Below are 23,170 nucleotides of genomic sequence, written 5' to 3'. Positions count from 1 at the left end.
TACAATCATGGGTTTAGTAGAAATTATCATTATGTTAGCGATCGGTGCTGCAGCGGGCTGGCTTGCAGGTAACCTAATGTCAGGCGGTGGTTTTGGCTTGATTGGTAATATTGTTGTCGGTTTAGTCGGCTCATTTATTGGTTTCTTTATCGGCGGTATTATCACGGGTGCTATTCCCGCGTTAGCAGGCATGCCTTCTTGGTTAGGCTCACTAGTCTGGTCGACCATTGGCGCAGTGATTGCTTTATTTATTGTTAAACTGGTTAAGCGTGTTTAGCGCTAAAGCTTAACTAAGGTTAGCACTAACACCTTATTTTTTAAGGTGTTAGTTAGATTCTAATATTTGACATTCTGATACGAAATGCCCTATCACTGCTAAAAGAAGAGCATGTTTAGATAAGTATTTTTGGCAGGGGTTTCATTGGCTTTATACCAAGCAATCTCAGTAGAACCGCTTTTCTTTGCCTGATACATGGCTGAGTCTGCCTGTGCCATTAAGCTTTTGGGATCTGGATTGTTACCATGACAAATGCTAGCGCCTGCACTTAGTTTCAGATAAAAATCATAGCCATTAATAATATAAGCTTGGGCAAGCTGCTCCAACAGTTCCTGAAAATGGTGTTTTACCACCTCTTGGTCGGTGGTATTAATAATCCAAACAAACTCATCTCCACCTAAGCGACCCACTAGCCCGTGGCGGTTAATGGTTTTTCTAAATGTATTGGAGAGGTGTATCAAAATTTGGTCACCCGCCGGATGACCGTGAGTATCATTGACCTTTTTAAACTCATTTAAATCAATAATAACCAGAGTAAAAAACATATTTTCACGGCAAGATTGATCCAAAATAGTCATGGAATGACTGCGGTTAGCCAAACTCGTTAGAGCGTCGTGATTGAGTTTAAAGAGGTTATCGGAGCGCTCTCGTACCAAGCTTAGAAGTACATAACCGATATGCACAAAGAAGGCTAGGCTAGCAGCGGCTACTAGATATAAAGAATCGAGCAGGGTATACCAAGAGGCTCTACTATAACTCCCGTCAGCATCGGCGATTTCATGAATAAGGTAGCGATTAATAATTTCATGGGCGTGACTGAGCTCTGCAATCCACTTATCTAATAGACTAGGTGGAATGACTTCACCGGAGTAAACAGCGCGTTCCATGGCCTTAAAATTATTAAAGGATTCGTTGAGTGCTGTCTGTAATTCGGTGATATTACGCAACATGCTATCTTGCTCAATATTGTTCTGGATAACAGCAAATTTGCTCCACAATAACTCATAGCGGATACGCAGCGCTTTTATATCCAGTGCGTTCATCTCATAAAGCTGAATATCCTGTTGAGTTGATTGTAACTGAGTATTCAGATGCACCAAGCTCCAAACGGCTTCACGCTGATAGTTCTCTAGCCGAAAATACGTCGTACTCAGATTCAAAATAGCGAGGTAAATAGCAAATGCTAATACCGGACTTAAAACCCAATGCATAGATTGAACCATACTTGTTTTATAAGAAAAGTGTATTACTCGGTTAAGTTCACGGAAATCTGATTTAGCTGCCATATTAGCAATTCATCTAAACTACGTTCAGGAATATTAAAATCATCAAGTGGAGCCATAACCCATAAATGTCCCTTGTCTCTGATTTTCATCCCTTCGCCGTTCACGGTTAGTGCCACAATAGGGCGGTATTTTTGTACAGCTGGAAAATTAAGATCAATAGCATAGCCATCCAGAGCGCGAAGGTGTAGCTTGATAAATTTTTTGTCTGGACAAACGTATTTGAGCACATCTTCTAACAATGGTCCTGAAAAGGTTTGCGGTTCCTTACTCCAAGTATGACTAGTCTTAAAGGTCTGTTGTGGCAAATTTAGCAATTGTTGTTCGTTTAACACCGTATCCGGCGGGCAACCACTATCCTTACTCCCTAGTACCTCCAATAACATACCCTGCTCATTCAGTTTAGGAGACGCCCTCCCCATATTAGCGGTATCACCGACCTGATTCGTGATCACAATCATGGGGTCGTCACTAAATAGCCTAAAGTAATTTTTACTAAAAAAAATCCCAAGACCGATAAGCAGCAACAAGGTTAGAAGCCCCAGAACACCACTCTTACCAAATTTCAACGTACAGACTCCTAAAAGTTAGTGTTGCAAGGTGTATTTATAATCAGGTTTAGCGAACAGAATACTACTCATCTTGTGTATCAGTATACAATGATTAGTTAATTAAAATATAACCTAATGTTTTTATTAATGCCAACTATAATCTTAATTTATTTATCTCCACTAGTTTTTCAAAGAAACCCTAAAGGCTCTCGTAGACTAAGAGGGCGGCATTATCTATCGAACACAAGGCGGCTGAAATTCACCGCCTTGTAGCTACTTTGAGTAGGAAAGGAAAGGTTTATTAACGGTACTCAACTACGGCATCTAAGGGTAGACGCATCTGCTCAGAAGCGGCTCCTGCACGATAACCAAACGCGACTACAACGGCTACTTGATACAAGCTAGTATCAATATTCAGCACCTCTTCTACCGCTTTTTTGCTAAAGCCTTCCATGGGGCAAGAATCAATACCTAAAGAAGCCGCCCCCGTCATCATATTTGCCAACGCGAGATAGCACTGTTTAGAGCTCCACGCATAGATACTGGTAATGGGGTACACTTCACTCTCTAGGTAACCCGCATAACGCTGCATATAGGCCTTAACCATTTCCTCTGGTAGGCCACGGCGTTTAATCGAATGAATGGCATAGGCTTGATCTGGCTCTACCTCTTTAGTTTTTGCCAAAATCACGACCACATGACTACTATCACTAATCTGTGCCTGCCCCCAGCAAGCGGCTTTTAATTGCTCACGCAACTCTGGTGTTTGTATGACTAAAAACTTCCAATGTTCTAGCCCAAAAGAAGATGGTGACTTACGTCCAAATTCTAAAATTTGCGTGAATTGTTCCGCAGGAATTTTTTTGCTGGGATCAAATTTTTTACAGGCATGGCGAAACGCCATTGCTTCCATAAAATTGCTCATGCTTGATAGCACTCCATTATGTTACTGACTGGGTAAAACAAAACGGTGCTAACCTTAGCGGTTTTTTTAGAGCGAGGCAATTGTCCGTCTAAGCCAGCTTGAGGTAGCAGGTTACTGGTTTCAGCAACCCACCACTTTTACTAAGAAGCTACCTTAAGGCGGCGAATTAATGCCAATCCGTCCGCCGTTGGCTTTAGTTCTACTCGTCGATAATTCGACCCATCCTCATTACGTGTGAAGAGTCCTAATCCTACCAACCGACGGCGCAATAGCGCTGCATCTTCAAAGCGGTGCAAATGATTAAGGCGCTCACTGATCTCGCGCTCGTGCATCGCCATACCTGCTGGTAATTGTGCCCACAACGCCCAGATACTTAAGTCCTGTACTGAGCGCTTAGCATGCCACCAAGTCAGTTTTCCCTCGGTATCAAATTGACGTAGAGTCTTTTCTACTAAGGGTAAATTGATGGCCTCTGTCTTAGCCGTATGGGGGGATTCTACGAATGGGAGACTTATCAGAGCTGTATCTTCCCTATTTTCCGGCTCAGATTGGCTTTCTAGCTTAGGCATCACCGCCTTCTGAGTACGCAAGTGCTGATAATTAGTGTAGCCACCGGCACGCGCCAGCATATTCATTAGGCTTAGATGAGAAGGTAGTTCTGTGGTTTTTTCTAGCTGTTTAGCTAATGAACGAGCGAATGCAGACACATCGTCCACATATAAGGGAATGGTTTCTTTTGACATATTATTTCCTCACGGCGCATCACCGCGTCGATGGTCGCTGTCTTACGACTTTGCACCGAATAGAAACAATAAATACAATGACTATTCGAATTACAGGCAGGTTTAGCTTCCCTTACGGGATCAGCGACGCCTCGGTTCTGCCGACCGTGTGGGCTTTATACGCCAATCCAATACGGGAGTAAAGTTAAAAACGAAGGACTGTCCTGCCACAGCAGTCCTCAGTTTTATCGGTTACTACGGGGTCTGCTTACTGCTTAGGCTTTTCAAAGTGACCACCAAAACCATGACGCATAGCAGACAGCACCTTATAGGCAAACTCACTCTCACCACGCGAGTTAAAGCGATCAAATAGCGCCGCACTAATCACCGGAACAGGCACGCCCTCATCCACCGCAGCCTGCACCGTCCAACGTCCTTCTCCAGAATCAGAAACTCGCCCAGCAAAATCTTCGAGCTTGGGGCTTTGTTGTAATGCTGCTGCTGTGAGATCCAGTAGCCAAGAACCCACGACAGAACCGCGCCGCCAAACCTCAGCAATATCACGCAGATTAAAATCATATTGATAGTATTCTGGATGGCGCATAGGTGTGGTTTCGGCATCGGCGGCATGATCCTGACTGCCTATATTAGCGCCATGTAGGATATTGAATCCCTCAGCAAAAGCCGCCATCAAGCCATATTCAATTCCGTTATGTACCATTTTCACAAAATGTCCCGCTCCATGCTGACCACAGTGTAAATAACCCTGCTCGGCACTGGAAACGGCTCCATCCCGACCCGGTGTACGAGCAGCCAGCTCTACCCCCGGTGCTAGAGCAGCAAAGATAGGCTCTAGACGCTCAACCACTTTAGCCTCTCCACCGATCATGAGGCAATAACCACGACTCAAGCCCCAAACCCCACCGCTGACACCTACATCTAGGTAGTGCAAACCATGCTTCTGCAAGTTTTGAGCGCGATGAATATCATCATGATAATGGGAATTACCGCCATCAATGATCACATCCCCAGCACTCAATAAGGGAGTCAACTCTTCGAGTACTCGGTCGGTAATCGCTACTGGTAGCATGAGCCATAACGCTCTAGGTGCCTCTAGCTGCTCCACGAGATTACGTAATGAATCAGCACCTAGAGCCTTTTCTTCAACCAATGCAGCAACCGCTGCCGCATCGCGGTCATAGACCACACAGGTATGGCCTGCACGTGTTAGGCGACGGGTCATATTCGCCCCCATGCGTCCTAGCCCGATCATTCCAATATTCATTAACCCGCTCCTTGTTCGTTAGGTGATAGGCAAAGATTATTACACACTTTCGCTGCCCGGCTGTTAGATCACCTACAATACTTGACGGATTCCGAGAAGATTACCCACCTTGCTTAAGCCTTATCCCTGATCGCCAACTATGCGCTGTAATTCAATAGGTAATGCGGTGATGTCGCAAGGGCCACGATATTGTTCGGGCACATTCTCTGGGCACTGTCCACAAGCCTGATTACCGGGCACCGCAAAATCAATTTTGCGCGGATAGGGTAATTTCATCTCGTTCATAATCTGCACAAACTCAGCTAAAGACTTGCCCTGCCCCAGACGCGGATTACGGTTTTTTTCCTGCCCTATAGTGGTAATCTGCCGCCCTTCATAATCATGTGCTGGATAGACTAGGGTTTCATCCACTAGTTTGAAAAACTTATTGTGAATACTCTGGTACAAAGCCGCCGGATCACCGGACTGGAAATCGGTACGCCCACAAGCTTCAATCAGCAGCGCATCACCCGTAAACAATACCGGCTGCATACCCTTGTTGAGCAGGTAGGCATGGTGTGTCCCAGTGTGACCGGGGGTGAAGAGTGGAGCTAGTTCAATATCCCCGACCCGAAACGGTACACCCTCCTCCACTCCAATATCAGCACAAGCTAATTGATCCATGGCTGGCACTGCAATTTTGCTACCTGTATAGGCGCGTAACTTGCGTGCTCCGGTGAGATGATCAGCATGAATATGGGTTTCTAATGTATAAGTGAGTGTGAGACCTAGTGCTTGTAATACCCCTAGATCACGTTCCACTGTATCAATCACCGGATCAATCAATACACATTCCCCTGTGCGCTCACAGGCTAACAGGTAAGTATAAGTTGAGGAGTCCGGCTCAAATAATTGTCTAAAAATCATAATTTTTCTTTAACTCCGGATATAAATGTAACTAGATTACAGCACTAGTCAAACGCCCCACACGCACTTGCCTGCTGCTTTAGTAATAGCCGCTAAGCGTTCTTCGTGTGCTGCCATTTCATCTACATTCGCTCTAATCACTCGTAATTGGCTTAAGTCTAAATGGCTCAAACCTTTACCCGCACTAGCGCCCCCGCCCCACGAGTCCAAGGTGGTTTCTAATACCATACTCACCTGCCCACCCGTCATGGCTAAATAAACATCCGCTAAAATCCGCGCATCTAGTAAGGCACCGTGAAACTGACGATTAGAGTTATCAATTTCATAACGCTTACACAAAGCATCCAAGCTATTACGTTGTCCGGGGAAGCGATTACGTGCCATCACTAAGGTATCGGTAATGGTACAAATATCGGTTAAACGCTGAGTAGGGAATTCCACTAGCCGTAATTCATTCTCAATAAACCCCACATCAAAGGGTGCATTGTGAATAATCAACTCCGCTCCACGTACATACTCCGCTAGCTCTGCCACAATCTCATTAAAGCGGGGTTTATCTTGTAAGAAATCATTGGTAATACCATGAACCTGCACGGCTTCGGCATCAATTTCACGATCTGGTTGTAGGTAATAGTGAAAATTACGCCCGGTCACTTGGCGATCTATTAATTCAATGCAACCAATTTCAATCAGGCGATGGCCTTGTTGCGGATCTAAGCCGGTGGTTTCGGTATCGAGTATTAATTGGCGCATCTTAAATTCCTTCCTCAATAGCTTGGTTGGCGAGTTGGTCTACACGCTCATTTTCGGCATGACCGCTATGACCTTTAACCCAACGCCAATCAATTTCATGGCTTAAAGTTGCTTGTTCTAGGCGTTGCCATAGTTCTTTATTTTTCACCGCTTCACCTTTAGCATTACGCCAGCCTTTACGTTTCCAGCCGCTAATCCATTCGGTGATCCCTTGGCGTACATATTGCGAATCCGTGGTCAAAATCACTTGGCAAGGACGTTTTAATGCCTCTAAAGCTTGAATCGCTGCCATTAATTCCATTTGATTATTCGTCGCTTCGGCTTGATAGCCTTTAAGCTCTTTTTCATGCTCACCAAAACGTAATAAGACTCCCCAGCCCCCTTTGCCCGGATTGCCCCGACAGGCTCCATCGGTAAAAGCGTACACGACTGAGTGCATAGTTTGGGTCATAATAGACTCTTATTCGAGGTGGTTTGTTTAACAGCAATACTACCCACCGGGCGCAAGACCGAAGAGCGCCACCATTTACGCTTAGCTCCCAGCGGAATCAACGGGGTGACCTTTTTGCGGGCGTGGATAATATATAAATGACTAAAGGGTAGGCGAGCTTTTTGGCAGGCACGTTCCCACCAACGCGTATAGTGCCAAAAGCGCATCCCCCCCCAATTCGGGCGATAGCTCAATAATTTCGTTTCTAGCACCTCAAATCCCAAGGCTTGTAACCACTGACTGACTTGCCATGGAGAGGGAAAGTTGAGCTTAGAGGGGCTATTACTTAACCATTGTTGCATCCCCAAAGCACTATAGGGATTAAAACCGATCAAAATACAATGCCCTTCTGGCATTAAGACCCGCTCGATTTCATTCAACACTAAAGTAGGGTCTGCTACCAATTCTAAGCTATGGGTGCTGAGCACTAAATCTATAGTGCCAAACTCAAAAGGCAAGGCAGTCCAATGGCTACTCAAATCAATAAAGGGTGAGGCCACCCCCGCCGACCCTAAACGAATATGGTGACTAATGCGGGACTCTGTCAAAAAGGTTTGATGGGGCGCTAATAGCCCCATTTCCAACGCATAATAGCCAAAAATATCCGCCGTCATACGTCGTATGGGGATATTTAGCTGTTGTAATGTTGCTTGCCCACGATGGGATTCATACCAGCCTTGTAGTACCGTCGTTGCTGCATTTATGGGCTGAAAATCATGTAATGGCTTTTGCTTGTTCATCAATCTAGTAGCGATTATAGTCAGGCACACAACCCAATACTAACAACTAATTAGCCTACCCGTGCTTATTAGTTAAGCGTGGCTCAATATAATATCGGTTATTCAAAGGTATCACTTGAAACCTGCTAGAGCATAACAGGAGTTAACGGTCAGCGCATCTTTACTCCTCTATGAATGAGTACTTTCAAGCTGCAATTATTCTGTCATCCTGATAACCATAATAATAATGGGGATAATTATATGCCTGCACGTTTTAATGCTTTGCTAATTCGCGCTCTCACCTCCGTTGTGGTTAGCCTGGGGACTAGCACTAACAGTTTTGCCTATGAACTAGCACAGGGCTATGCCCCTAATAGGGCACCCGCTGTTTTTGTCCAAAAAGCCAATTTTAATCCCTATACTGCCAGAAACACACCCGCTGAGGCTTATTATCAATCCTCCTCGATTTGGCAACGTATTGGGCGTAGTTACCAACTAGGTGATCATACTATTAACCCTAGTGTACAATACTTTATTCGTCAATATACCGCTAACCCGCAGCGTATTCAGGCTTTAGCCCTCAATGCTAGCCGTTACCTCCATATTGTTATTGAAGAGGTAGAGCGACGTGGCATGCCCGCAGAAATAGCCTTACTCCCTTTGGTGGAAAGTGGCTTTACTGCTGATGCAGCCTCTCACGCGGGTGCTGCCGGCTTATGGCAATTTATGCCTAAGACCGGGCATTCTTACGGACTAATTCGTAATCAATTCTATGATGGACGTCTAGACTCTTTTGCCGCTACTGGAGCCGCATTAAATTACTTACAAGAACTAAATCAACAATTTAATGGGGACTGGATGCTGGCACTCGCCGCTTATAATGCAGGGCCTAATCGGGTGCGCTCCGCCTTATGGCCTTTGCAGCGCTCTGGGCAGCGTTTAAGCTATTGGAAACTCAGCTTGCCCAAAGAAACCGCGCAGTATGTACCACGCCTCTTGGCTTTTAAGGAAATTATTAGCCACCCTGAGCGTTATGGTATTCGTCTCCCTCATGTCCCTGATGCACCTATACTGGCTCAAATGCGCATTAATAAACCGATTGATTTACGCCAAGCAGCGCTGCAAGCCGGCTTACCTGCTCATACGTTGACCTATCTAAATCCCTATTTTCGCTATGGTGTCGTTACACCAGAGTTTTCCAACCGTATTATTTTGCCGCGCCAACAAGCCGCTGCTTTAGCCACCATTATCCAAGCCCTGCCGCCTGTTTATAGCGGGCGCTTGGTGATGAATCGTTAAGAGAAAAAATCATGCCCCAACTCGTTATTAGAACCAATAATCAAATTATTAAACGTGTTAACTTACAACAAGACTCCTATACCATAGGGCGTCACCCTAGCTGTGACTTAGTCTTAGGTGATAAAACCGTTAGCAATCAACATGCTCGGATTAGCCTACGAGCGTCTAAATATTTACTAGAAGATTTAGGAAGCACCAATAGCACCTATGTCAATCAACGTGCGGTACAAGAATATTGGTTAGAAGATGGCGATATCATTCAATTAGGTCGGCATACTATTAGTTATAGTGCAGAATCCCATTTGAATGAACAAATTGCTCAGCTTAAAACTAGTGCTGATTCAATGGATAGCAACGCAAAAGCGTGGTTAGAAATTATGAATGGTCGTCATGCAGGTGCTAGAATAGTGCTTAAATACCCCCCAGATGCCTTAACCCTACAAGGGGATAGAGAGCAGTTGTTGTTACGTATGTTACCTAATGCCTATCTGCTAACCTCTATTTTACCGAATGGTGATGAGAAAACGCATCAGCTCACCGCCGGCGATGTATTTAGTCTAGACCAAACCAGTTTTAAACTGGACGAAAAAAAACCTTAGACTATAGCCATCCTGATTTCCTACCATAGAGTTATTCTCATGAGGATACTCTATGACACCGGATCTAAAACCCCTCCGCACCCAACTTAAACGCCGCCGTGCCGCCCTCTCCTTTTGGCAACGGCAGCAACACGCTCGGCGCTTAGCTCAGTACCTAAATCATCACCCTTACCTACGCTCTGCCCAAGCGATTGGTATCTACTGGCCTGTACGTGGGGAAGCCGATCCGCGTTTAATCCGCCACTACTTAAAACCCTATCAAAAAATATACCTCCCCGTTTTGGCTCAGCGCCCTATAGCTACTTTGCAGTGGATACCTTGGACACCCCACACCCGTTTTAACAATAATCGTTTTAATATTCCTGAACCGCTGCAAGGACACTATCGTAGCCTGTTTGCCGCGCAATTAGATTGCGTCTTAGTCCCCTTACTAGGCTTTGGTACACAAGGACAACGTTTGGGGATGGGGGGAGGATTTTATGATCGTAGCTTTGCGTTGTTAAACCGTAGACCTCGCCCTTTAAAACCGCACTTAATAGGCATAGGCTATGAGTTTCAACGTGTCCCCGGCTTAAATTCAGCGCCTTGGGATGTAGCACTTAATAGCTTAGTGACAGAGCGGGGTATACGTTATTTTAGATAGCTTGTAATATATTAGAATATACTGATATACTAACTATTATTCAGTTATCCTTCGTGGAGGACATAAGATTATGAAACGTATCGGCTTAGCCTTAGCCTTCTTAGCACTCACTACTAGCACTCAAGCCAGCAGCTTCTTTGGCAATAATAATGGGGAATGGAAAATGGGGCCCTATGGCCCTTATTACGAGGAAAACGATTGGCCTGAATGGACACCGATGTATTGGATGCAGGAGATGTTCGATAGCTTTGATAATAACAACAATAATGGCTTTTACCGCAACGGCTTTAATTATGGTAATGGCTTTAATATGCCCTTTTTTGGCAATAATGGCTTCAATGGTTTTAATAATGGCTGGGGGTATTCCATGCCCTTCAATGCGCCTATGATGAATACGGGGATACCTAATTGGGGTTATAATTATAACTCTTATTATCAACCCTACCCTTATCCGAGCGTCCCTATGCCCATGCAGCAGCAACCTTTTACGTTGCCACCTACTCCTAGCTTGGCACCTCTAGCTCCTGCACCTATTGTCGGTACGCCAGGCCCTGCTCAGTGATAAACTAAAGCCTCGTCAACAGGTTTTAGGGCAGTTATGGAACAACGTTATTGGCTAATGAAGTCGGAGCCGAGTGTATTTAGTATTGATGATTTAATCAGGCTCGGCACGGCTCCGTGGGAAGGAATCCGTAATTATCAGGTGCGTAATCTATTGCGCGACCATATGCAAATCGGAGATTTAGCGTTCTTCTATCACTCTAGCTGTAAGGAGCCTGCCATTGTTGGCATTATGGAAATAACCTCTAGCGCCTACCCTGATAGCAGCGCCCTACTACCTAATAGCCTCTACTATGACCCGAAATGTACCGCTGATAAATTACCTTGGTTACAGGTCGATGTGCGTATTATGGAAAAATTCGATACACCTATTACCTTAGCCACATTACGTAATCATACTGAAGCATTAGCTCAATTGCCCTTGCTAAAGCGCGGTAATCGCCTCTCTATCACGCCTGTCGCCCCCTTTGCATGGGATTATATTTTAGGCTTACGCTCTAGTGCGGTTGTGATTTAAAGGAATCTCCTGCGACACGTTATTACCGAGCCGCAGGAGAATCACAGGTTGCATCAAAACAGCTTTAGCCCAATCAGCCCTTCAGGCAGACGTAGGGTCATCGCCCAAGTGATAAGAGTGATGAAACCGACGGCTCCAACAGTCATCAGAGCTGCGGAAAGCGGACGAGCCTTACCAGCAATGATCAGGAAGGCAGGGAAGAAGACCACCATAGCCGGGATGAAGCCAATCAGCCAGATCAGACCAACAAGTCCCGCAAAAACCGCCAAGTACATCTCGCGTCCCGAAGATTTCCCCGCCAGAGTCATGCTAGCATCGTCATCGTGGATTTCTGCAGCGCTACTCGATCTGATCCGAAGAATGACCACCAGCGACGCGATAAGCGCCAGAATACCGATAGCCAGCGGGAAGATCATGCCGAGGAAGGTCAGTTGTACGGCCTCGACCACGCAATAGGCGGCGACAAGGAACAATAGCCCAGCAAAGATGATCTGACGACTGTGTGTCTGCTGAGCAGCGTCGTCGCTTTCGCCTTCGCTGGAAATCTCAGCACCAAAGCGCAGCCCCAGATAGACCGAAACAACCGTAATCAGCCCGATAATAATGACACCCGGACGAGTGATCCAGCCCCAGTCATAGAACTGGACGGCCTGATACAGATAGTTCTCAGCGCCTGGTGCCAACACAAAGCCTATCAGCAAGGCAGGACGTGGCCAACCAAAGCGGCGCATATAGATGCCTACCGCACCCATCACAATCAACGCTACCAAATCAGCCATAGAGCGCGAGGCTTGGAAGGCCGCGAACATAGCAATCATCACCATGAAGGGAGCAAGATAGACAAAGGGCACCTGAGTCAGACGCGCCACGGGGCGAGCCAAAAGAACGCACAGACCAGCACCAACGACATTTGCCAATGCCAACGACCAAATGATGGTATAAGTCAGGTCTAGTCGTGTCTCGACCATGGTAACGCCGGGCTGGATACCTAGCAGCACCATGCCACCCAAAAATACGGCCATCGAACCTGAACCGGGTACACCGAACAACAGAGTTGGAATCAGCGCCCCGCCCTGACAAGCATTATTGGCAGATTCCGGCGCGATCACACCACGTACATCGCCCTTACCGAATTGCGACTTATCGCGGCTGGTCTGTACCGCATGGCTATAAGCGATCCAGTCTACAACAGCACCACCGAGGCCGGGCAATGCACCGATCACGCAGCCTAGGCTAGCACAACGAGCGACCAACCAAGGGTGACGCAACACGTCACGCACGCCTTTGCCCCAGCCGCCGCCAAGTGCGGTGGTTTCTGAAATTGCAGTGCCACGCTTCAGCAGATCGATGACTTCGGGGATGGCGAACAGCCCCATGGCGACGACAACTAAGGGCACCCCATCATAGAGGTAATCAATGCCAAAGGTCATCCGTGCCTCGCCAGTTGCGGGGGCAGTACCTATCGTACCGATAACCAGACCAATCCCCGCAGCGGCGATACCCTTGATCAGACTGCGCCCCGAAAGGACAGCGACCATGGACAAACCGAAAAGGGTCAGCATGAACAATTCAGCCGAGGAAAAGGACAGTACCAGCGGACGCGCCATGATGATGGCAAAAGACAGTACCAGCGCTCCGATAACCCCGCCCAGAAGCGAACTAGTAAAAGCTGCCGACAGCGCACGTGCCGCTTCACCGCGTTTCGCCATAGGAAAGCCATCCAAAACCGTCGCCTGACTAGCACTAGACCCCGGAATGCCCATCATGACTGAGGTAAAGGTGTCACCAGTCGGAATGACCGCAACCATTCCGATCAGCATACCAAGCGCCGAGGTCGGGTTCATGCCGTAAAGGAACGGTAACAAAATAGACATGCCCGCGATACCACCAAGGCCGGGCAAGATACCCACGATCAACCCGACACAGACGCCGAGGACGAGGAAGAGAAGATGGCCGCCGGACATAACCTGTCCCAACGCCGAAAGCGCAATATCAAACATAGTGATTTCCTCCTAGAGAGTTGTGGCGGAGCACAAAACCCCGCCTGCTGCCTCACATGCGCACGTTGTAGTCTTCCGACAGCCAGTTAGTCAGGAATTTGCGGATTCCCGGATCCAGCGTCAGCGCCGCTTTTAACGCTGCATCAGCCTCAGAACCGACAAGCTGTTTGTAGTCACCCAGCTCGTCACCCGCACGCTGACGGAAATCGGGAGCGTCGATGATAGTCTTTGCTGCTTCGCCATAGGCCGCGATAACCTCTGGAGGCGCATCCTTGGGTAGCACCATCATCTTCTGCAACGAGTACCCGGCCAGCATCAGAGCCTTCCAAGCCTCGTATGCCTCTCCTTCGGGTTTGCCACTAGTCGCCTGTTCATAGAATTCGACAAAGGTCGGCAGATCCGGGAAAGAAGGATCACGACTGACATTGCCATTGGCATCAACCACGCCCAGAGAGAACAGCGGCACCGCCTTGCCAGCATCTACCAACGGCTTGACGCTATTGAGAAAAGCGGAACTGGTCTGGAAATCAATGCCAGCCTCGCCACGCTCAAAGGCCAGACGACCTGCACCACGGCTTTCCATGCCGAAGACGGGTTTGATCTTGAGTCCTAGCATCTTGAAGCCCAGCAGCACTGGCATTTCCAGCGCCGTAGCCCCCTGACTGGCAAAGCGGATTTCCTCAGCGCGTAGCTTCTCGATATCCTTAGGCCCTGTGACACCATATTTCGGATCGATATAGACCACACCACCCGTGGGCGAGGCCAAAACCGCCGTCCAGTCGGCATAGTCATAGCGTACTCGTGGATCACCCAGAATGGCGGGGTATTGCGTCGAGGCCGAAGTGCCTAGGATCGATAGCCCATCATGGCTGGCTCGTTTGGCGAACTGGTTCGCGCCTGAAATCGAACCACCACCGGGCACATTCAGCACTACAACTGTAGGCTTGCCGGGCAGAGCCTCAGAAAGCTGTGGCGCAAAGAAACGCGCCCAGACATCAGTGCCACCGCCCACCCCGAAAGGAATAGTCCATTCAATGGTTTTGCCAGCGAAGTCTTGGGCGCTCAATGACATGGGCATGGCAAGGATCACGGCAGCCCCCAATAGCATCGACCGGATGCCAGATCTGTTCAGCAGTTTCATTTGGTTTCCTCCTCCTTAGGGATGGATTATGCGACGTTGTCGCGGATATGCACGAAGCCCTCGAAAAGACTACGCGCTGTTCGGATGACCGAAGCCCGGCGGATCTCGCCAGTTTCGGGATCTTGTTCGATCTCGACCGGCGTGCGACCGGATGGATGCTCGATGACCAGCATTCTGCGCCCCTGCGCATCCGCATCCGGCAGAACTGCCAAATCATGCGCGACCGTGCCTTCAGTACAGCAGGCCGCCGCGATACAGACAGCGCCAGTAATAGCCACTGCCGTATGACAGGCATGAGGCATGAAATAACGTGCGTTGATGGTCGCACCTTCGGTCGGACGTGACAACAGAATGGGTTTTGGGATAACCATGTTGGTCACATCTCCAAGACCCATCATTTGTCCAGATTGCAACCGCAATGCCTCAAGCCGAGCCATGAAGGCAAGGTCTGCATCAAGCTCGGCGGGCAATTCATACCCCGTCTTGCCAAAGCTTTCCGCAGCGATCAACACAGTAGCCACGGCCATATCAAAATGCGTGACAGGAATACCCTGCACTTCATCACGCAACGCATCTGTTGGCAGTAGTTTGCCCGTCTTCGAGCCTGCCGCGTCCAGAAAGGCCAGCCGTACTGGTGCTGCCGTGCCTGGCACACCCGCGATGGCCATATCACCCTCATAGTTGACTACACCACCGGGGGTCTGCACTGTCGCCTCAATCCGCTTGCCGGTATTAACGTTCAGAATTGTCAACCGGGTTTCAGGATCAGTCGCCGCAATCAAGCCCTGCTCGATGGCGAAGGGGCCGACCGCAGCCAACATATTGCCACAATTCGGCGCGGTATCGACCAGAGCCTTTTCAACACTCACTTGAGCAAAAAGGTAATCGATATCCGTGCCCGGTTTCTGGCTAGGAGCAACAATAGCGACCTTGCTGGTCAAAGGGTTGCCGCCGCCGATTCCGTCAATCTGCAAGGGATGGCCTGACCCCATCGCTGCGATCAGAACGGCATCACGGGCAGCAGTATCTGAGGGTAAATCTGAAGACAGGAAAAATGGACCGCGCGACGTACCGCCACGCATTAGAACGCATGGTATTTTGGACATAATCTGGACTCTCCTATAACGGGTGCTTGATGACCTGCGATAAAAAGATATTGCCATGAGTGGGCGATACGTGTGAAATGCAATAATCTGAACGACTATTGCAATATACACATGAATATTGATCTGGAAGACCTTAAGGCTTTTGTTGTTACCGCCGAGATGCAAAGCTTTCGCGCTGCATCGGAAAGTATTTACCTGTCTCAGCCAGCACTGACTCGTCGTATTCAGAAGCTAGAGGCAACGCTGGGTGTCCCGTTGCTAGAACGCACTACACGTCGTGTTTCGCTAACCGCTGTTGGACGAGACTTTTTGCCCCGTGCTAGACGGCTGCTGGATGATTTGGAGACCTCGCTGCTTTCTGTGCGCGAGATAGCCGAGCGCCGATCTGGACTGGTCAGCATCGCCTGTATCCCGACCGCTGCTTATTACTTTCTGCCTGATGTGATCGGAGACTTCATCAGGGAGTATCCTGCTATCCGCTTCCGTATTGTCGATGCGGGAGCCAATGAAGTGTTGCAAAGCGTCATCAACCGTGAGGTGGATTTCGGCATCACCCTGCTGGGTGCCGATGATCCCGACGTTGTGTTTGAACCGCTGATCGAAGAGCCCTTCTATCTGGCTTGTCGCCGAGATCACCCACTAGCGAGCCGTGACGAGGTGACTTGGGCTGAGCTGGCGAATCATCACTTCATCACTGTCGGACGAGCCAGTGGCAATCGCTTAATCATGGATCTGGCACTGGCTGGAGCCAAGGTTCGGCCTCGACCTCATTACGAGGTGCAACATCTTTCAACCTCACTAGGTTTGGTCGAGGCTGGTCTGGGGGTTGCCGCACTTCCACGCATGTCCCTTCCGGCTGACCCGCACCCGTTGCTAGCAGCCGTTCCGCTGGGGAGTCCCACGGTGACCCGTACCGTGGGTGTGGTTCGTGTACCGCAAACCAAAACCTCACCCGCAGCAGAACAGTTCTACAGAATGTTGCTCACGAGGTGGCAGCCATAAAAGGGGGCGTGGTATCCAATCAGAATCTCAACTATGGTACTTGGCAAGTACTTGCCCCAGGTACACAAAAAGCAGCCGGTAAGTTGACACCTGAGGGAGGGGTGGCAAAATGGAATTTTTTACTTGCTACCGGTTCTGCCTCTATTACCTGCTTAGTGATGAGGGGTATATCCACCTCTGTCTGACTGCTAGCCAATAACGCATCCTCTGCAAAACGATCTAAGCGTAATAACTGAAAATGACGTTGTGCATCCCAATAATCACGTTGATATTGGTGTGTAGCACCCAAGGTCTTTAAGGTTTCATTGGGTAATTTGGCTTGCTCGACTATACGATCTAATTGATTAAGCTGCTCTAAAATAACATCTGTTTGTGCGACTGCCTGCTCGTGATAATGTTTAGAGCCTTGTTGTTTTTGCGTAAATTGCTGATTAAAGTCTGCGACTAAACGACTGAGTTTGGCATGTGCCGTTTGATACTGTGTTTGAGCCGTAGTATCTGCAGCACTTAATAAAGAAGTAGGCAACTCTTGATAGGGTCTGAACCCTAGCAAAGTAGCGGCGATCATCAAAATTAAACTCAATAGGGCTATTAAGGTAATTTTTAATGAGGTCAAGGGTTTGGATTGTTTAATAATCAGCTTAGGCATAGCACTCACCCACAATAGATGCATTCAGGGATGAGGAAAAAATGAAGAATTTCATCCCCAGTCGGAATAAACTCCCTCCCGACTCATTTAATAATAGCAGTACTATGACAAATGGGATTTTTTTAATTGTTCAAATATCAACCATATCGTGGGGATGTATAATATTCCCCACGCCAAACTAGCCTTTAAATGATTTGATCTTTAGCGGCTGGCTCTTCATTGACAGGAGGAGAAATTTGTAAATCTTTTTGTAACTTATCTAAACTCTTATTTAATTGCTCCCCCAAACCATCCAAAGTCTTATTCATTTTTTCATCTAGCCCCTTGAGTCCCTGTTGTAATAAGCCATTAAGCTCATTGACGACCGCCCCCATGGTGCCCTGAATTAATGCGCCTAACGTACTTTGTACATCAATACGCCACTCCTCATTGACCTTGACTAGGATAGTTCGTACCGGAATATTCACATTACCTAGCTCTCCCCCGTGTAATACGGTCGGGATTTCGGCTTTAGTATTATTTTCAAGCATCTTTAGCTCGCCCAACTCATAACGCTGTGGATTTAATTGGGCGGTTTTTAAAAACGATAAATACTGCACACTATCCCAAGTAGTCAGATTTTTTGCCGTTTCCATATCATTTGTAGTCACGGCATTCCAAAACTGATTAGCAATCGCTTGAGGATCTTTACTATCCTCCCCCATACAGCCGCCGAGTAATAATACTAACAACAGCCAATAACCTAAGTGACGTGCCATCGCTTTCATGGCTTAAGTACTCCTAATAATAAACCTAGCTCCTGTGGATGAGCACTAAGAGCGGTTTGAGTGATCTGATTATCTAACCCTACTGTGTCGGTGACTAATTCCACGCGACAATAGTTAGGGGTATATCCGGTATAGCTCAGTTTACCATTTTGGGTATGCGGTTGCTCCCAAAGTACTTCAACAACGTGGTTATACTGTTTCGCTAGCCATTGTTGTTTTTGTTGCTCGGCAATACGATGTAATTGTTGGCTACGTTGTTTTTTAATAGCCTCTGGTAGTTGATCCGGTAAACGCGCGGCTTTAGTCCCTTGCCGTGCCGAATAGCTAAAAATATGAATATGCCCAAAGTCGATACTTTGCACAAAATCGAGCGTTTCCTGCCACTCTACATCCGTCTCACCCGGGAAACCGACAATAATATCAGTGGTGATATTAAATAAGGGATTATGCCGCCGCGCCTGTTGGACTAGCTCACTAAATTCTGTCGTTTTACAACGCCTAGCCATACGTCTGAGCACCGAATCTGAGCCACTTTGGATCGGCAGATGCATATGTGGCATTAAACGCGGATTGCTAAACAGTGTAAAGAAATCGGGCGGTAAATCCCAAGGCTCGACTGAAGCAAAGCGAATCCGTGGAATAGCCGTTTCGGTTAAAATCCGCTGCACTAATTGATAGAGCGAACTCTCAATATCACTCCCATAGCCCCCCACATGCACACCTGTTAAGACAATTTCCTGAATACCTTGGTCGTGTAATTGATTGATTTCTTCAATAATCTCGCTTTCAGTGCGGCTACGCTCATCACCGCGAGCGACGGTTACAATACAGAACGTACAACGATAGCGACAACCATCTTGGATTTTAATAAAAGCACGCTGCCGCCCGCGCATAAATAAGGTATTTTCCCCCGGATCCGTCGCGACTAAAGGCATAGTCGGTACAGAAAATTGCTCTAATACTTGCTGTGGTAGAGAGTCCTTCGTGCTATTGGGTACGATTAAATCCACACCCATAATATTCGCTGCTTCTTCAGGCTGTAAGGTGGCATAGCACCCACTCACGACAAGGCGTGTTTGTGGGTTATCTCGATAGAGCCGATTTAACAAACGGCGCGATTTAGCCGCCGCCTCGGTAGTGACCGCACACGAATTTAACACCACCACATCGGCCTGCTCTGCAGTACTAATCACTTCATGCCCAGCCTGTTGAAAAGAGGTTGACCATTGTTCTAATTCTGCCTCATTCAAACGGCAGCCGAGGGCTTTGAGATGGATTTTCATAGGGATTTTGCTCAGTACTCATTAGCCACGGCATTGTCCACACTTGACTAGTCTAGTGCAAGACTAGACCTCATGGTTGATTTTAGTCTTATCAATCTCATAATCGAGTCATTTGCTCCTCTTCATTCCAGCATTTTGCCGATTTACGAACCACTTTTAATTCAGTGGATCGAGTAGGCTCTTTGTATGTATTTGATGTCGGTGGTAACAAACTTCGCGTGATTACAGCAATTCACTTTAATACGGGGCGGGTATTCATTCGGGCAATATTGACGCATACCGATTATGATAAAGGTCATTGGAGGGAATGATATGGGTATGGCATTCAGTGTAAAAACAGCGATGGATCACTGGGGATTTGTGGCTCCTATGCTCACTATGCCCGGCGATGAGGCAGAATATGAGGCGCTAGTGGACGCCTTAGATGAGGTATTAGATGCAGGGGGCGCGGATGAGGTGCATCCTTTGGCAAGTTTAGCCGAGCGAATGGGAGATTTAATTGCTGCCTATGAGGATAAGGCTACCTCAGAAATAGAAATCATGGGTTCAGGTATTGATGCCTTGAGCTATTTGATGGCAACACAGGGTATTAGTCAGGCAGGATTACCTGAAGTGGCTAGTCAAGGGGTCATGTCGGAAATTTTAAGTGGTAAGCGTGAGTTGAATATTCGCCAGATTCGAGCACTGAGTGAACGTTTTGGTGTACCGGCTCAAGTATTTATTTAGTTTATATTTTGCTCAACCCAACCCAAAGAGTAGGTCTTAAAAGCAAAAATGCTACCACAGAGTATTATTCTGGGTAGCATTTTTATTAGCCTGAGTGGAGATTAGAGATTTTCAGGGAAGCGTTCGATCTTCGCAGCATCACGTAAGGCTTGGAACATTGCATTCAATTCACTTTGTGAAACACTACGCCCAAAGCCTTGGGTTACTTGAATATCGTCTTTTACAGCACCCTCTTTCACTTGCTTTAGCTGTACTACAGTGTAATCACCATTGGCTAATGCGACCCCATCCCACGTACTCGCATTTGCAGCGGGTTTAGTCATGGCAAACACATACTTAGCCAACTCAGGTGCTACTGGGCTACCTGTACGCTGAATAAAACCTAATTTAGCGACATCGGTACTTGCCCCTAAACCACTAGTATCCAATACCGTCCAAGCATTAGCCGCTGCTAATTGTTTGACTAAAGCAGTACCTTTTTGTGAAGCTAATTTACGTGCTTCCTCCGCCGTTAGGATTTGAATAATGGATTCTTTTACCTCAGCCAATGATTTTTGCTTCGCATCCTCACGTTGTATGGAACGAATCACAACCGCACGGCTTTCACCTAAACTAATCACACCGGAGTTTTTACCATTACGCACATCCTCCGAAAAAGCCTCTTGGCGTAGCGACTCTGTACCAAAAATACCATCGCCCTTAGTACGAGTTACCCAATCCGATTGTTTCACTGCCAGACCTGTTGCGCTGGCGGCAGGCGCTAAATCGCCATTATTTTCAAAGGCTAATTTCTCTAATTGATCAACAATATCCACGGCCTTCTTATCCGCTTTATCGCGCCGGTAATCACGCTCGACATCGACTTTCGCTTGCTCATAGGTACGTGGTTGAGCTGGTTTAATCTCGGTAACTTTAACAATTTCATAACCACTAGGTGTTTTAATGGGCTGGGATATAGTGCCTTTGGCTAAACCAAATACAGCCTTTTCAAAACTAGGATCCCAATCACCTGCCACAATCACACCTAAGGAACCATCTTGTGCTGCGGCTGTTTTATCGTCAGATTGCTCGCGTGCTGCTTGTTCAAATGTTATTTTGCCCGCTTGAATATCATCATAGAGCTTATCAATACGAGCTTTGGTAGCTTTATCTTGCTCTTCCCCTTGAGGATCAGGAATAGAGATTAAAACATGGCTCGCGGTACGCTCTTCAGGTACTGCATAATGATCTTTATTGGTGTCGAAGAAACCCTTTAACTCGTCGTCTGTCGCTGTTATGGAGTTCAGTAATTCATTACGATCTAGTTCGACATAGGCTAATTTTACCCGCTCTTCCGTCATAAACGACTTTTTATTTTTCTCGTAGTATTCATTAATAGCCGTCTCAGGAATTTGTACTTGGCTCTTAAAGTTATCGGCTTTTAGGATAAAAGTCTCAATCTCACGCTCTTGCCCTTGTAAGGCTTGATAGCTTTCTGAGGCTTTTAAAGGCACGAATCCCGTTAAGTTAATGCCATCTTGCAATTGGGCTTGAGTTAATTTTGAGCGAACGTCTTGCTCATAAAGGGCTGGACTTAAACCTTGTGTTTCTAAGAGTCGCTGATAGGTTGCCGTATCAAATTGACCATTAACCTGAAACTGAGGAACTTGGCGAATGGCTTCACTCACCTCGGTATTACTCGCTCTAAAACCAAATTCCTTGATAATTTGGTTTAATAGGGTCTGATTAATCGTTGCATCTAACGCCATGGGCTTCATGAGTTCTTCATTATTCGCCAATTGCGCAGGCATACGTTGCCTTAATTGCTCTAATTGTATGCGTACGGCTGGCTCTAATATTTCCTCACCATTGACGACAGCTACAATACGCTTACCGCCTCCTTCAAAGTACTGGTTAATGCCCCATAAGGCGAAGGGTATGGTAATCAAACCAATGATTGCATATGCAACCCAGCCTTTTGCTTTATCATGAATTTTTTGCAGCATGGTCTTACGTAATCGTTATAAAAGTTTAAGGATAAAAATGAAGACGTACCCAGTACCCAAATGATGACTAAGGTTCAGCCCCGTTAAATATAGGGGAGCATCATACCTAAACTGAAGGGTGAGTAAAAGATAAATAGTGGCGGAGTGGACGGGACTCGAACCCGCGACCCCCTGCGTGACAGGCAGGTATTCTAACCAACTGAACTACCACTCCAGAGTGGTGGGTGATGAGGGACTTGAACCCCCGACCCACGCCTTGTAAGGGCGTTGCTCTACCAACTGAGCTAATCACCCGCTGAGGATTACAGCGATCTTAAGCAATATAATGTTCTGCACGGTGGCGGAGTGGACGGGACTCGAACCCGCGACCCCCTGCGTGACAGGCAGGTATTCTAACCAACTGAACTACCACTCCGTGATATGCAGAACATATTTTTCAAACTCTTTACTACCAACCACTCATTAGAGTGGCGGAGCGGACGGGACTCGAACCCGCGACCCCCTGCGTGACAGGCAGGTATTCTAACCAACTGAACTACCGCTCCACAGTTGTTGGTGGGTGATGAGGGACTTGAACCCCCGACCCACGCCTTGTAAGGGCGTTGCTCTACCAACTGAGCTAATCACCCAACTGCTCAAGAGGGCGCTAGTTTACTGCATCTTTTAGCGCTTTACCAGCTTTAAATGCAGGAATTTTTGAAGCTGGAATTTCGATAGTTTCTTTGGTCTTTGGATTACGACCTGAACGTGCTTGGCGCTCACGAACTAGGAAAGTGCCAAAGCCAATCAAAGAAATTTGCTCGCCCTTTGCAAGCTCTTCAGAGATAGTAGCAACCAATGCCTTATAAGCGCGGTCTGCCTCTGCTTTCGTCAGATTAGATTTAGCAGAGATGGCATCAATGAGCTCTGATTTGTTCATAAAAAGCGATCCTTGTAAATTTGTTATAAAAGAAACTGATAAACTCTCAAAACTAGATAAAC

At 47.2% G+C, this 23,170-nt stretch carries 26 protein-coding genes and 5 tRNA genes; 9 read left to right on the top strand and 22 right to left on the bottom strand.

Annotation, left to right across the window (positions count from 1 at the left end):
• Positions 1 to 7: 7 nt before the first annotated feature.
• Entirely contained in the window at positions 8 to 277 is a 270-nt protein-coding gene (locus A3IK_RS0110370; protein ID WP_020559910.1) for a GlsB/YeaQ/YmgE family stress response membrane protein, read from the top strand.
• 98 nt (positions 278 to 375) lie between these two features.
• Here the strand turns inward: A3IK_RS0110370 and A3IK_RS0110365 are convergent, their stop codons facing one another.
• The 9 genes from A3IK_RS0110365 to A3IK_RS20345 form a co-directional block, all read right to left on the bottom strand.
• Entirely contained in the window at positions 376 to 1,488 is a 1,113-nt protein-coding gene (locus A3IK_RS0110365) for a GGDEF domain-containing protein (protein ID WP_020559909.1), read from the bottom strand.
• 35 nt (positions 1,489 to 1,523) lie between these two features.
• Entirely contained in the window at positions 1,524 to 2,129 is a 606-nt protein-coding gene (locus tag A3IK_RS0110360) for a putative pterin-binding protein (protein WP_020559908.1), read from the bottom strand.
• Between the two features lie 283 nt (positions 2,130 to 2,412).
• On the bottom strand, positions 2,413 to 3,036 hold the full coding sequence (locus A3IK_RS0110355; protein WP_020559907.1) for an NAD(P)H-dependent oxidoreductase: 624 nt from the start codon (positions 3,034 to 3,036) through the stop codon (positions 2,413 to 2,415).
• A gap of 140 nt (positions 3,037 to 3,176) precedes the next feature.
• Entirely contained in the window at positions 3,177 to 3,779 is a 603-nt protein-coding gene (locus A3IK_RS0110350; RefSeq protein ID WP_020559906.1) for a DUF2087 domain-containing protein, read from the bottom strand.
• 247 nt (positions 3,780 to 4,026) lie between these two features.
• Positions 4,027 to 5,043, bottom strand: a complete 1,017-nt coding sequence (gene gnd, locus A3IK_RS0110345; protein ID WP_020559905.1) for a phosphogluconate dehydrogenase (NAD(+)-dependent, decarboxylating) — start codon at positions 5,041 to 5,043, stop codon at positions 4,027 to 4,029.
• Positions 5,044 to 5,163: 120 nt separating this feature from the next.
• Positions 5,164 to 5,949, bottom strand: coding sequence for an MBL fold metallo-hydrolase (locus A3IK_RS0110340; protein ID WP_020559904.1), 786 nt, complete (start codon positions 5,947 to 5,949; stop codon positions 5,164 to 5,166).
• A 48-nt stretch (positions 5,950 to 5,997) separates the two neighbouring features.
• Positions 5,998 to 6,702, bottom strand: a complete 705-nt coding sequence (dnaQ, locus tag A3IK_RS0110335) for a DNA polymerase III subunit epsilon (RefSeq protein WP_020559903.1) — start codon at positions 6,700 to 6,702, stop codon at positions 5,998 to 6,000.
• A gap of 1 nt (position 6,703) precedes the next feature.
• On the bottom strand, positions 6,704 to 7,153 hold the full coding sequence (gene rnhA, locus A3IK_RS0110330; protein ID WP_020559902.1) for a ribonuclease HI: 450 nt from the start codon (positions 7,151 to 7,153) through the stop codon (positions 6,704 to 6,706).
• Entirely contained in the window at positions 7,150 to 7,932 is a 783-nt protein-coding gene (locus A3IK_RS20345) for a class I SAM-dependent methyltransferase (RefSeq protein ID WP_020559901.1), read from the bottom strand. Before A3IK_RS20345 ends, rnhA begins: the two co-directional genes overlap by 4 nt.
• Positions 7,933 to 8,172: 240 nt before the next feature.
• Here A3IK_RS20345 and A3IK_RS20340 point away from each other — a divergent pair, with 240 nt between their 5' ends.
• The 5 genes from A3IK_RS20340 (at position 8,173) to A3IK_RS0110300 (ending at position 11,530) form a co-directional block, all read left to right on the top strand.
• A complete protein-coding gene (locus A3IK_RS20340) occupies positions 8,173 to 9,210 on the top strand; it encodes a transglycosylase SLT domain-containing protein (RefSeq protein WP_162596641.1) in 1,038 nt (345 codons plus the stop codon).
• Between the two features lie 11 nt (positions 9,211 to 9,221).
• On the top strand, positions 9,222 to 9,809 hold the full coding sequence (locus tag A3IK_RS21830; protein ID WP_020559899.1) for an FHA domain-containing protein: 588 nt from the start codon (positions 9,222 to 9,224) through the stop codon (positions 9,807 to 9,809).
• Between the two features lie 52 nt (positions 9,810 to 9,861).
• Positions 9,862 to 10,452 carry a 5-formyltetrahydrofolate cyclo-ligase gene (locus A3IK_RS0110310; protein WP_020559898.1) on the top strand — a complete coding sequence of 197 codons (591 nt, stop codon included), beginning with the start codon at positions 9,862 to 9,864 and terminating at the stop codon, positions 10,450 to 10,452.
• A gap of 70 nt (positions 10,453 to 10,522) precedes the next feature.
• Complete coding sequence (locus tag A3IK_RS0110305; protein WP_020559897.1) at positions 10,523 to 11,014, top strand: hypothetical protein; 492 nt, start codon at positions 10,523 to 10,525, stop codon at positions 11,012 to 11,014.
• A 36-nt stretch (positions 11,015 to 11,050) separates the two neighbouring features.
• Positions 11,051 to 11,530 (top strand): EVE domain-containing protein, encoded by a 480-nt coding sequence (locus tag A3IK_RS0110300; RefSeq protein ID WP_020559896.1) that lies wholly within the window; start codon positions 11,051 to 11,053, stop codon positions 11,528 to 11,530.
• A gap of 53 nt (positions 11,531 to 11,583) precedes the next feature.
• Here A3IK_RS0110300 and A3IK_RS0110295 read toward each other — a convergent pair whose 3' ends face one another.
• Genes A3IK_RS0110295 through A3IK_RS0110285 form a run of 3 tightly spaced genes read right to left on the bottom strand, consistent with a single transcriptional unit; the run spans position 11,584 to position 15,777 of the window.
• A complete protein-coding gene (locus A3IK_RS0110295; RefSeq protein ID WP_020559895.1) occupies positions 11,584 to 13,530 on the bottom strand; it encodes a tripartite tricarboxylate transporter permease in 1,947 nt (648 codons plus the stop codon).
• Between the two features lie 52 nt (positions 13,531 to 13,582).
• Complete coding sequence (locus tag A3IK_RS0110290) at positions 13,583 to 14,671, bottom strand: Bug family tripartite tricarboxylate transporter substrate binding protein (protein WP_020559894.1); 1,089 nt, start codon at positions 14,669 to 14,671, stop codon at positions 13,583 to 13,585.
• A 26-nt stretch (positions 14,672 to 14,697) separates the two neighbouring features.
• On the bottom strand, positions 14,698 to 15,777 hold the full coding sequence (locus tag A3IK_RS0110285) for a 4-oxalomesaconate tautomerase (RefSeq protein ID WP_020559893.1): 1,080 nt from the start codon (positions 15,775 to 15,777) through the stop codon (positions 14,698 to 14,700).
• A gap of 111 nt (positions 15,778 to 15,888) precedes the next feature.
• On the opposite strand from A3IK_RS0110285, the gene A3IK_RS0110280 reads away from it, so the two are divergent.
• Entirely contained in the window at positions 15,889 to 16,779 is an 891-nt protein-coding gene (locus tag A3IK_RS0110280) for a LysR family transcriptional regulator (protein WP_020559892.1), read from the top strand.
• Positions 16,780 to 16,810: 31 nt separating this feature from the next.
• Here A3IK_RS0110280 and A3IK_RS0110275 read toward each other — a convergent pair whose 3' ends face one another.
• From A3IK_RS0110275 to mtaB, 3 genes are all read right to left on the bottom strand, one after another.
• A complete protein-coding gene (locus tag A3IK_RS0110275; protein WP_162596640.1) occupies positions 16,811 to 17,428 on the bottom strand; it encodes a hypothetical protein in 618 nt (205 codons plus the stop codon).
• A gap of 185 nt (positions 17,429 to 17,613) precedes the next feature.
• Positions 17,614 to 18,195, bottom strand: coding sequence for a hypothetical protein (locus tag A3IK_RS0110270; RefSeq protein ID WP_020559890.1), 582 nt, complete (start codon positions 18,193 to 18,195; stop codon positions 17,614 to 17,616).
• Positions 18,192 to 19,478 carry a tRNA (N(6)-L-threonylcarbamoyladenosine(37)-C(2))-methylthiotransferase MtaB gene (gene mtaB / locus A3IK_RS0110265; protein WP_020559889.1) on the bottom strand — a complete coding sequence of 429 codons (1,287 nt, stop codon included), beginning with the start codon at positions 19,476 to 19,478 and terminating at the stop codon, positions 18,192 to 18,194. The genes A3IK_RS0110270 and mtaB overlap by 4 nt, the downstream gene beginning before the upstream one ends.
• Before the next feature lie 110 nt (positions 19,479 to 19,588).
• Between mtaB and A3IK_RS20830 the strand changes: the two genes are divergently transcribed.
• Together A3IK_RS20830 and A3IK_RS0110260 are read left to right on the top strand one after the other, a co-directional pair.
• A complete protein-coding gene (locus tag A3IK_RS20830; RefSeq protein WP_083915714.1) occupies positions 19,589 to 19,789 on the top strand; it encodes a type II toxin-antitoxin system HigB family toxin in 201 nt (66 codons plus the stop codon).
• 1 nt (position 19,790) lies between these two features.
• On the top strand, positions 19,791 to 20,204 hold the full coding sequence (locus A3IK_RS0110260) for a helix-turn-helix domain-containing protein (protein ID WP_020559888.1): 414 nt from the start codon (positions 19,791 to 19,793) through the stop codon (positions 20,202 to 20,204).
• Between the two features lie 101 nt (positions 20,205 to 20,305).
• On the opposite strand, the gene A3IK_RS0110255 is transcribed toward A3IK_RS0110260, so the two are convergent.
• From A3IK_RS0110255 to A3IK_RS0110225, 7 genes are all read right to left on the bottom strand, one after another.
• On the bottom strand, positions 20,306 to 22,189 hold the full coding sequence (locus A3IK_RS0110255; RefSeq protein WP_020559887.1) for a SurA N-terminal domain-containing protein: 1,884 nt from the start codon (positions 22,187 to 22,189) through the stop codon (positions 20,306 to 20,308).
• Positions 22,190 to 22,326: 137 nt separating this feature from the next.
• Positions 22,327 to 22,403: transfer RNA gene (locus tag A3IK_RS0110250), tRNA-Asp, on the bottom strand.
• A gap of 4 nt (positions 22,404 to 22,407) precedes the next feature.
• Positions 22,408 to 22,483, bottom strand: a tRNA-Val gene (locus A3IK_RS0110245).
• A gap of 44 nt (positions 22,484 to 22,527) precedes the next feature.
• Positions 22,528 to 22,604: transfer RNA gene (locus tag A3IK_RS0110240), tRNA-Asp, on the bottom strand.
• A 53-nt stretch (positions 22,605 to 22,657) separates the two neighbouring features.
• Positions 22,658 to 22,734, bottom strand: a tRNA-Asp gene (locus A3IK_RS0110235).
• A gap of 8 nt (positions 22,735 to 22,742) precedes the next feature.
• Positions 22,743 to 22,818: transfer RNA gene (locus A3IK_RS0110230), tRNA-Val, on the bottom strand.
• Positions 22,819 to 22,835: 17 nt separating this feature from the next.
• Positions 22,836 to 23,108, bottom strand: a complete 273-nt coding sequence (locus tag A3IK_RS0110225; protein ID WP_020559886.1) for an HU family DNA-binding protein — start codon at positions 23,106 to 23,108, stop codon at positions 22,836 to 22,838.
• Positions 23,109 to 23,170: the final 62 nt, after the last annotated feature.

It is taken from the genome of Thiofilum flexile DSM 14609 (assembly GCF_000380185.1).
Taxonomy (GTDB): domain Bacteria; phylum Pseudomonadota; class Gammaproteobacteria; order Thiotrichales; family Thiotrichaceae; genus Thiofilum; species Thiofilum flexile.
The sequence above is the reverse complement of the archived record's forward strand: the minus strand, read 5'-3'. Positions and strand labels throughout refer to the sequence as shown.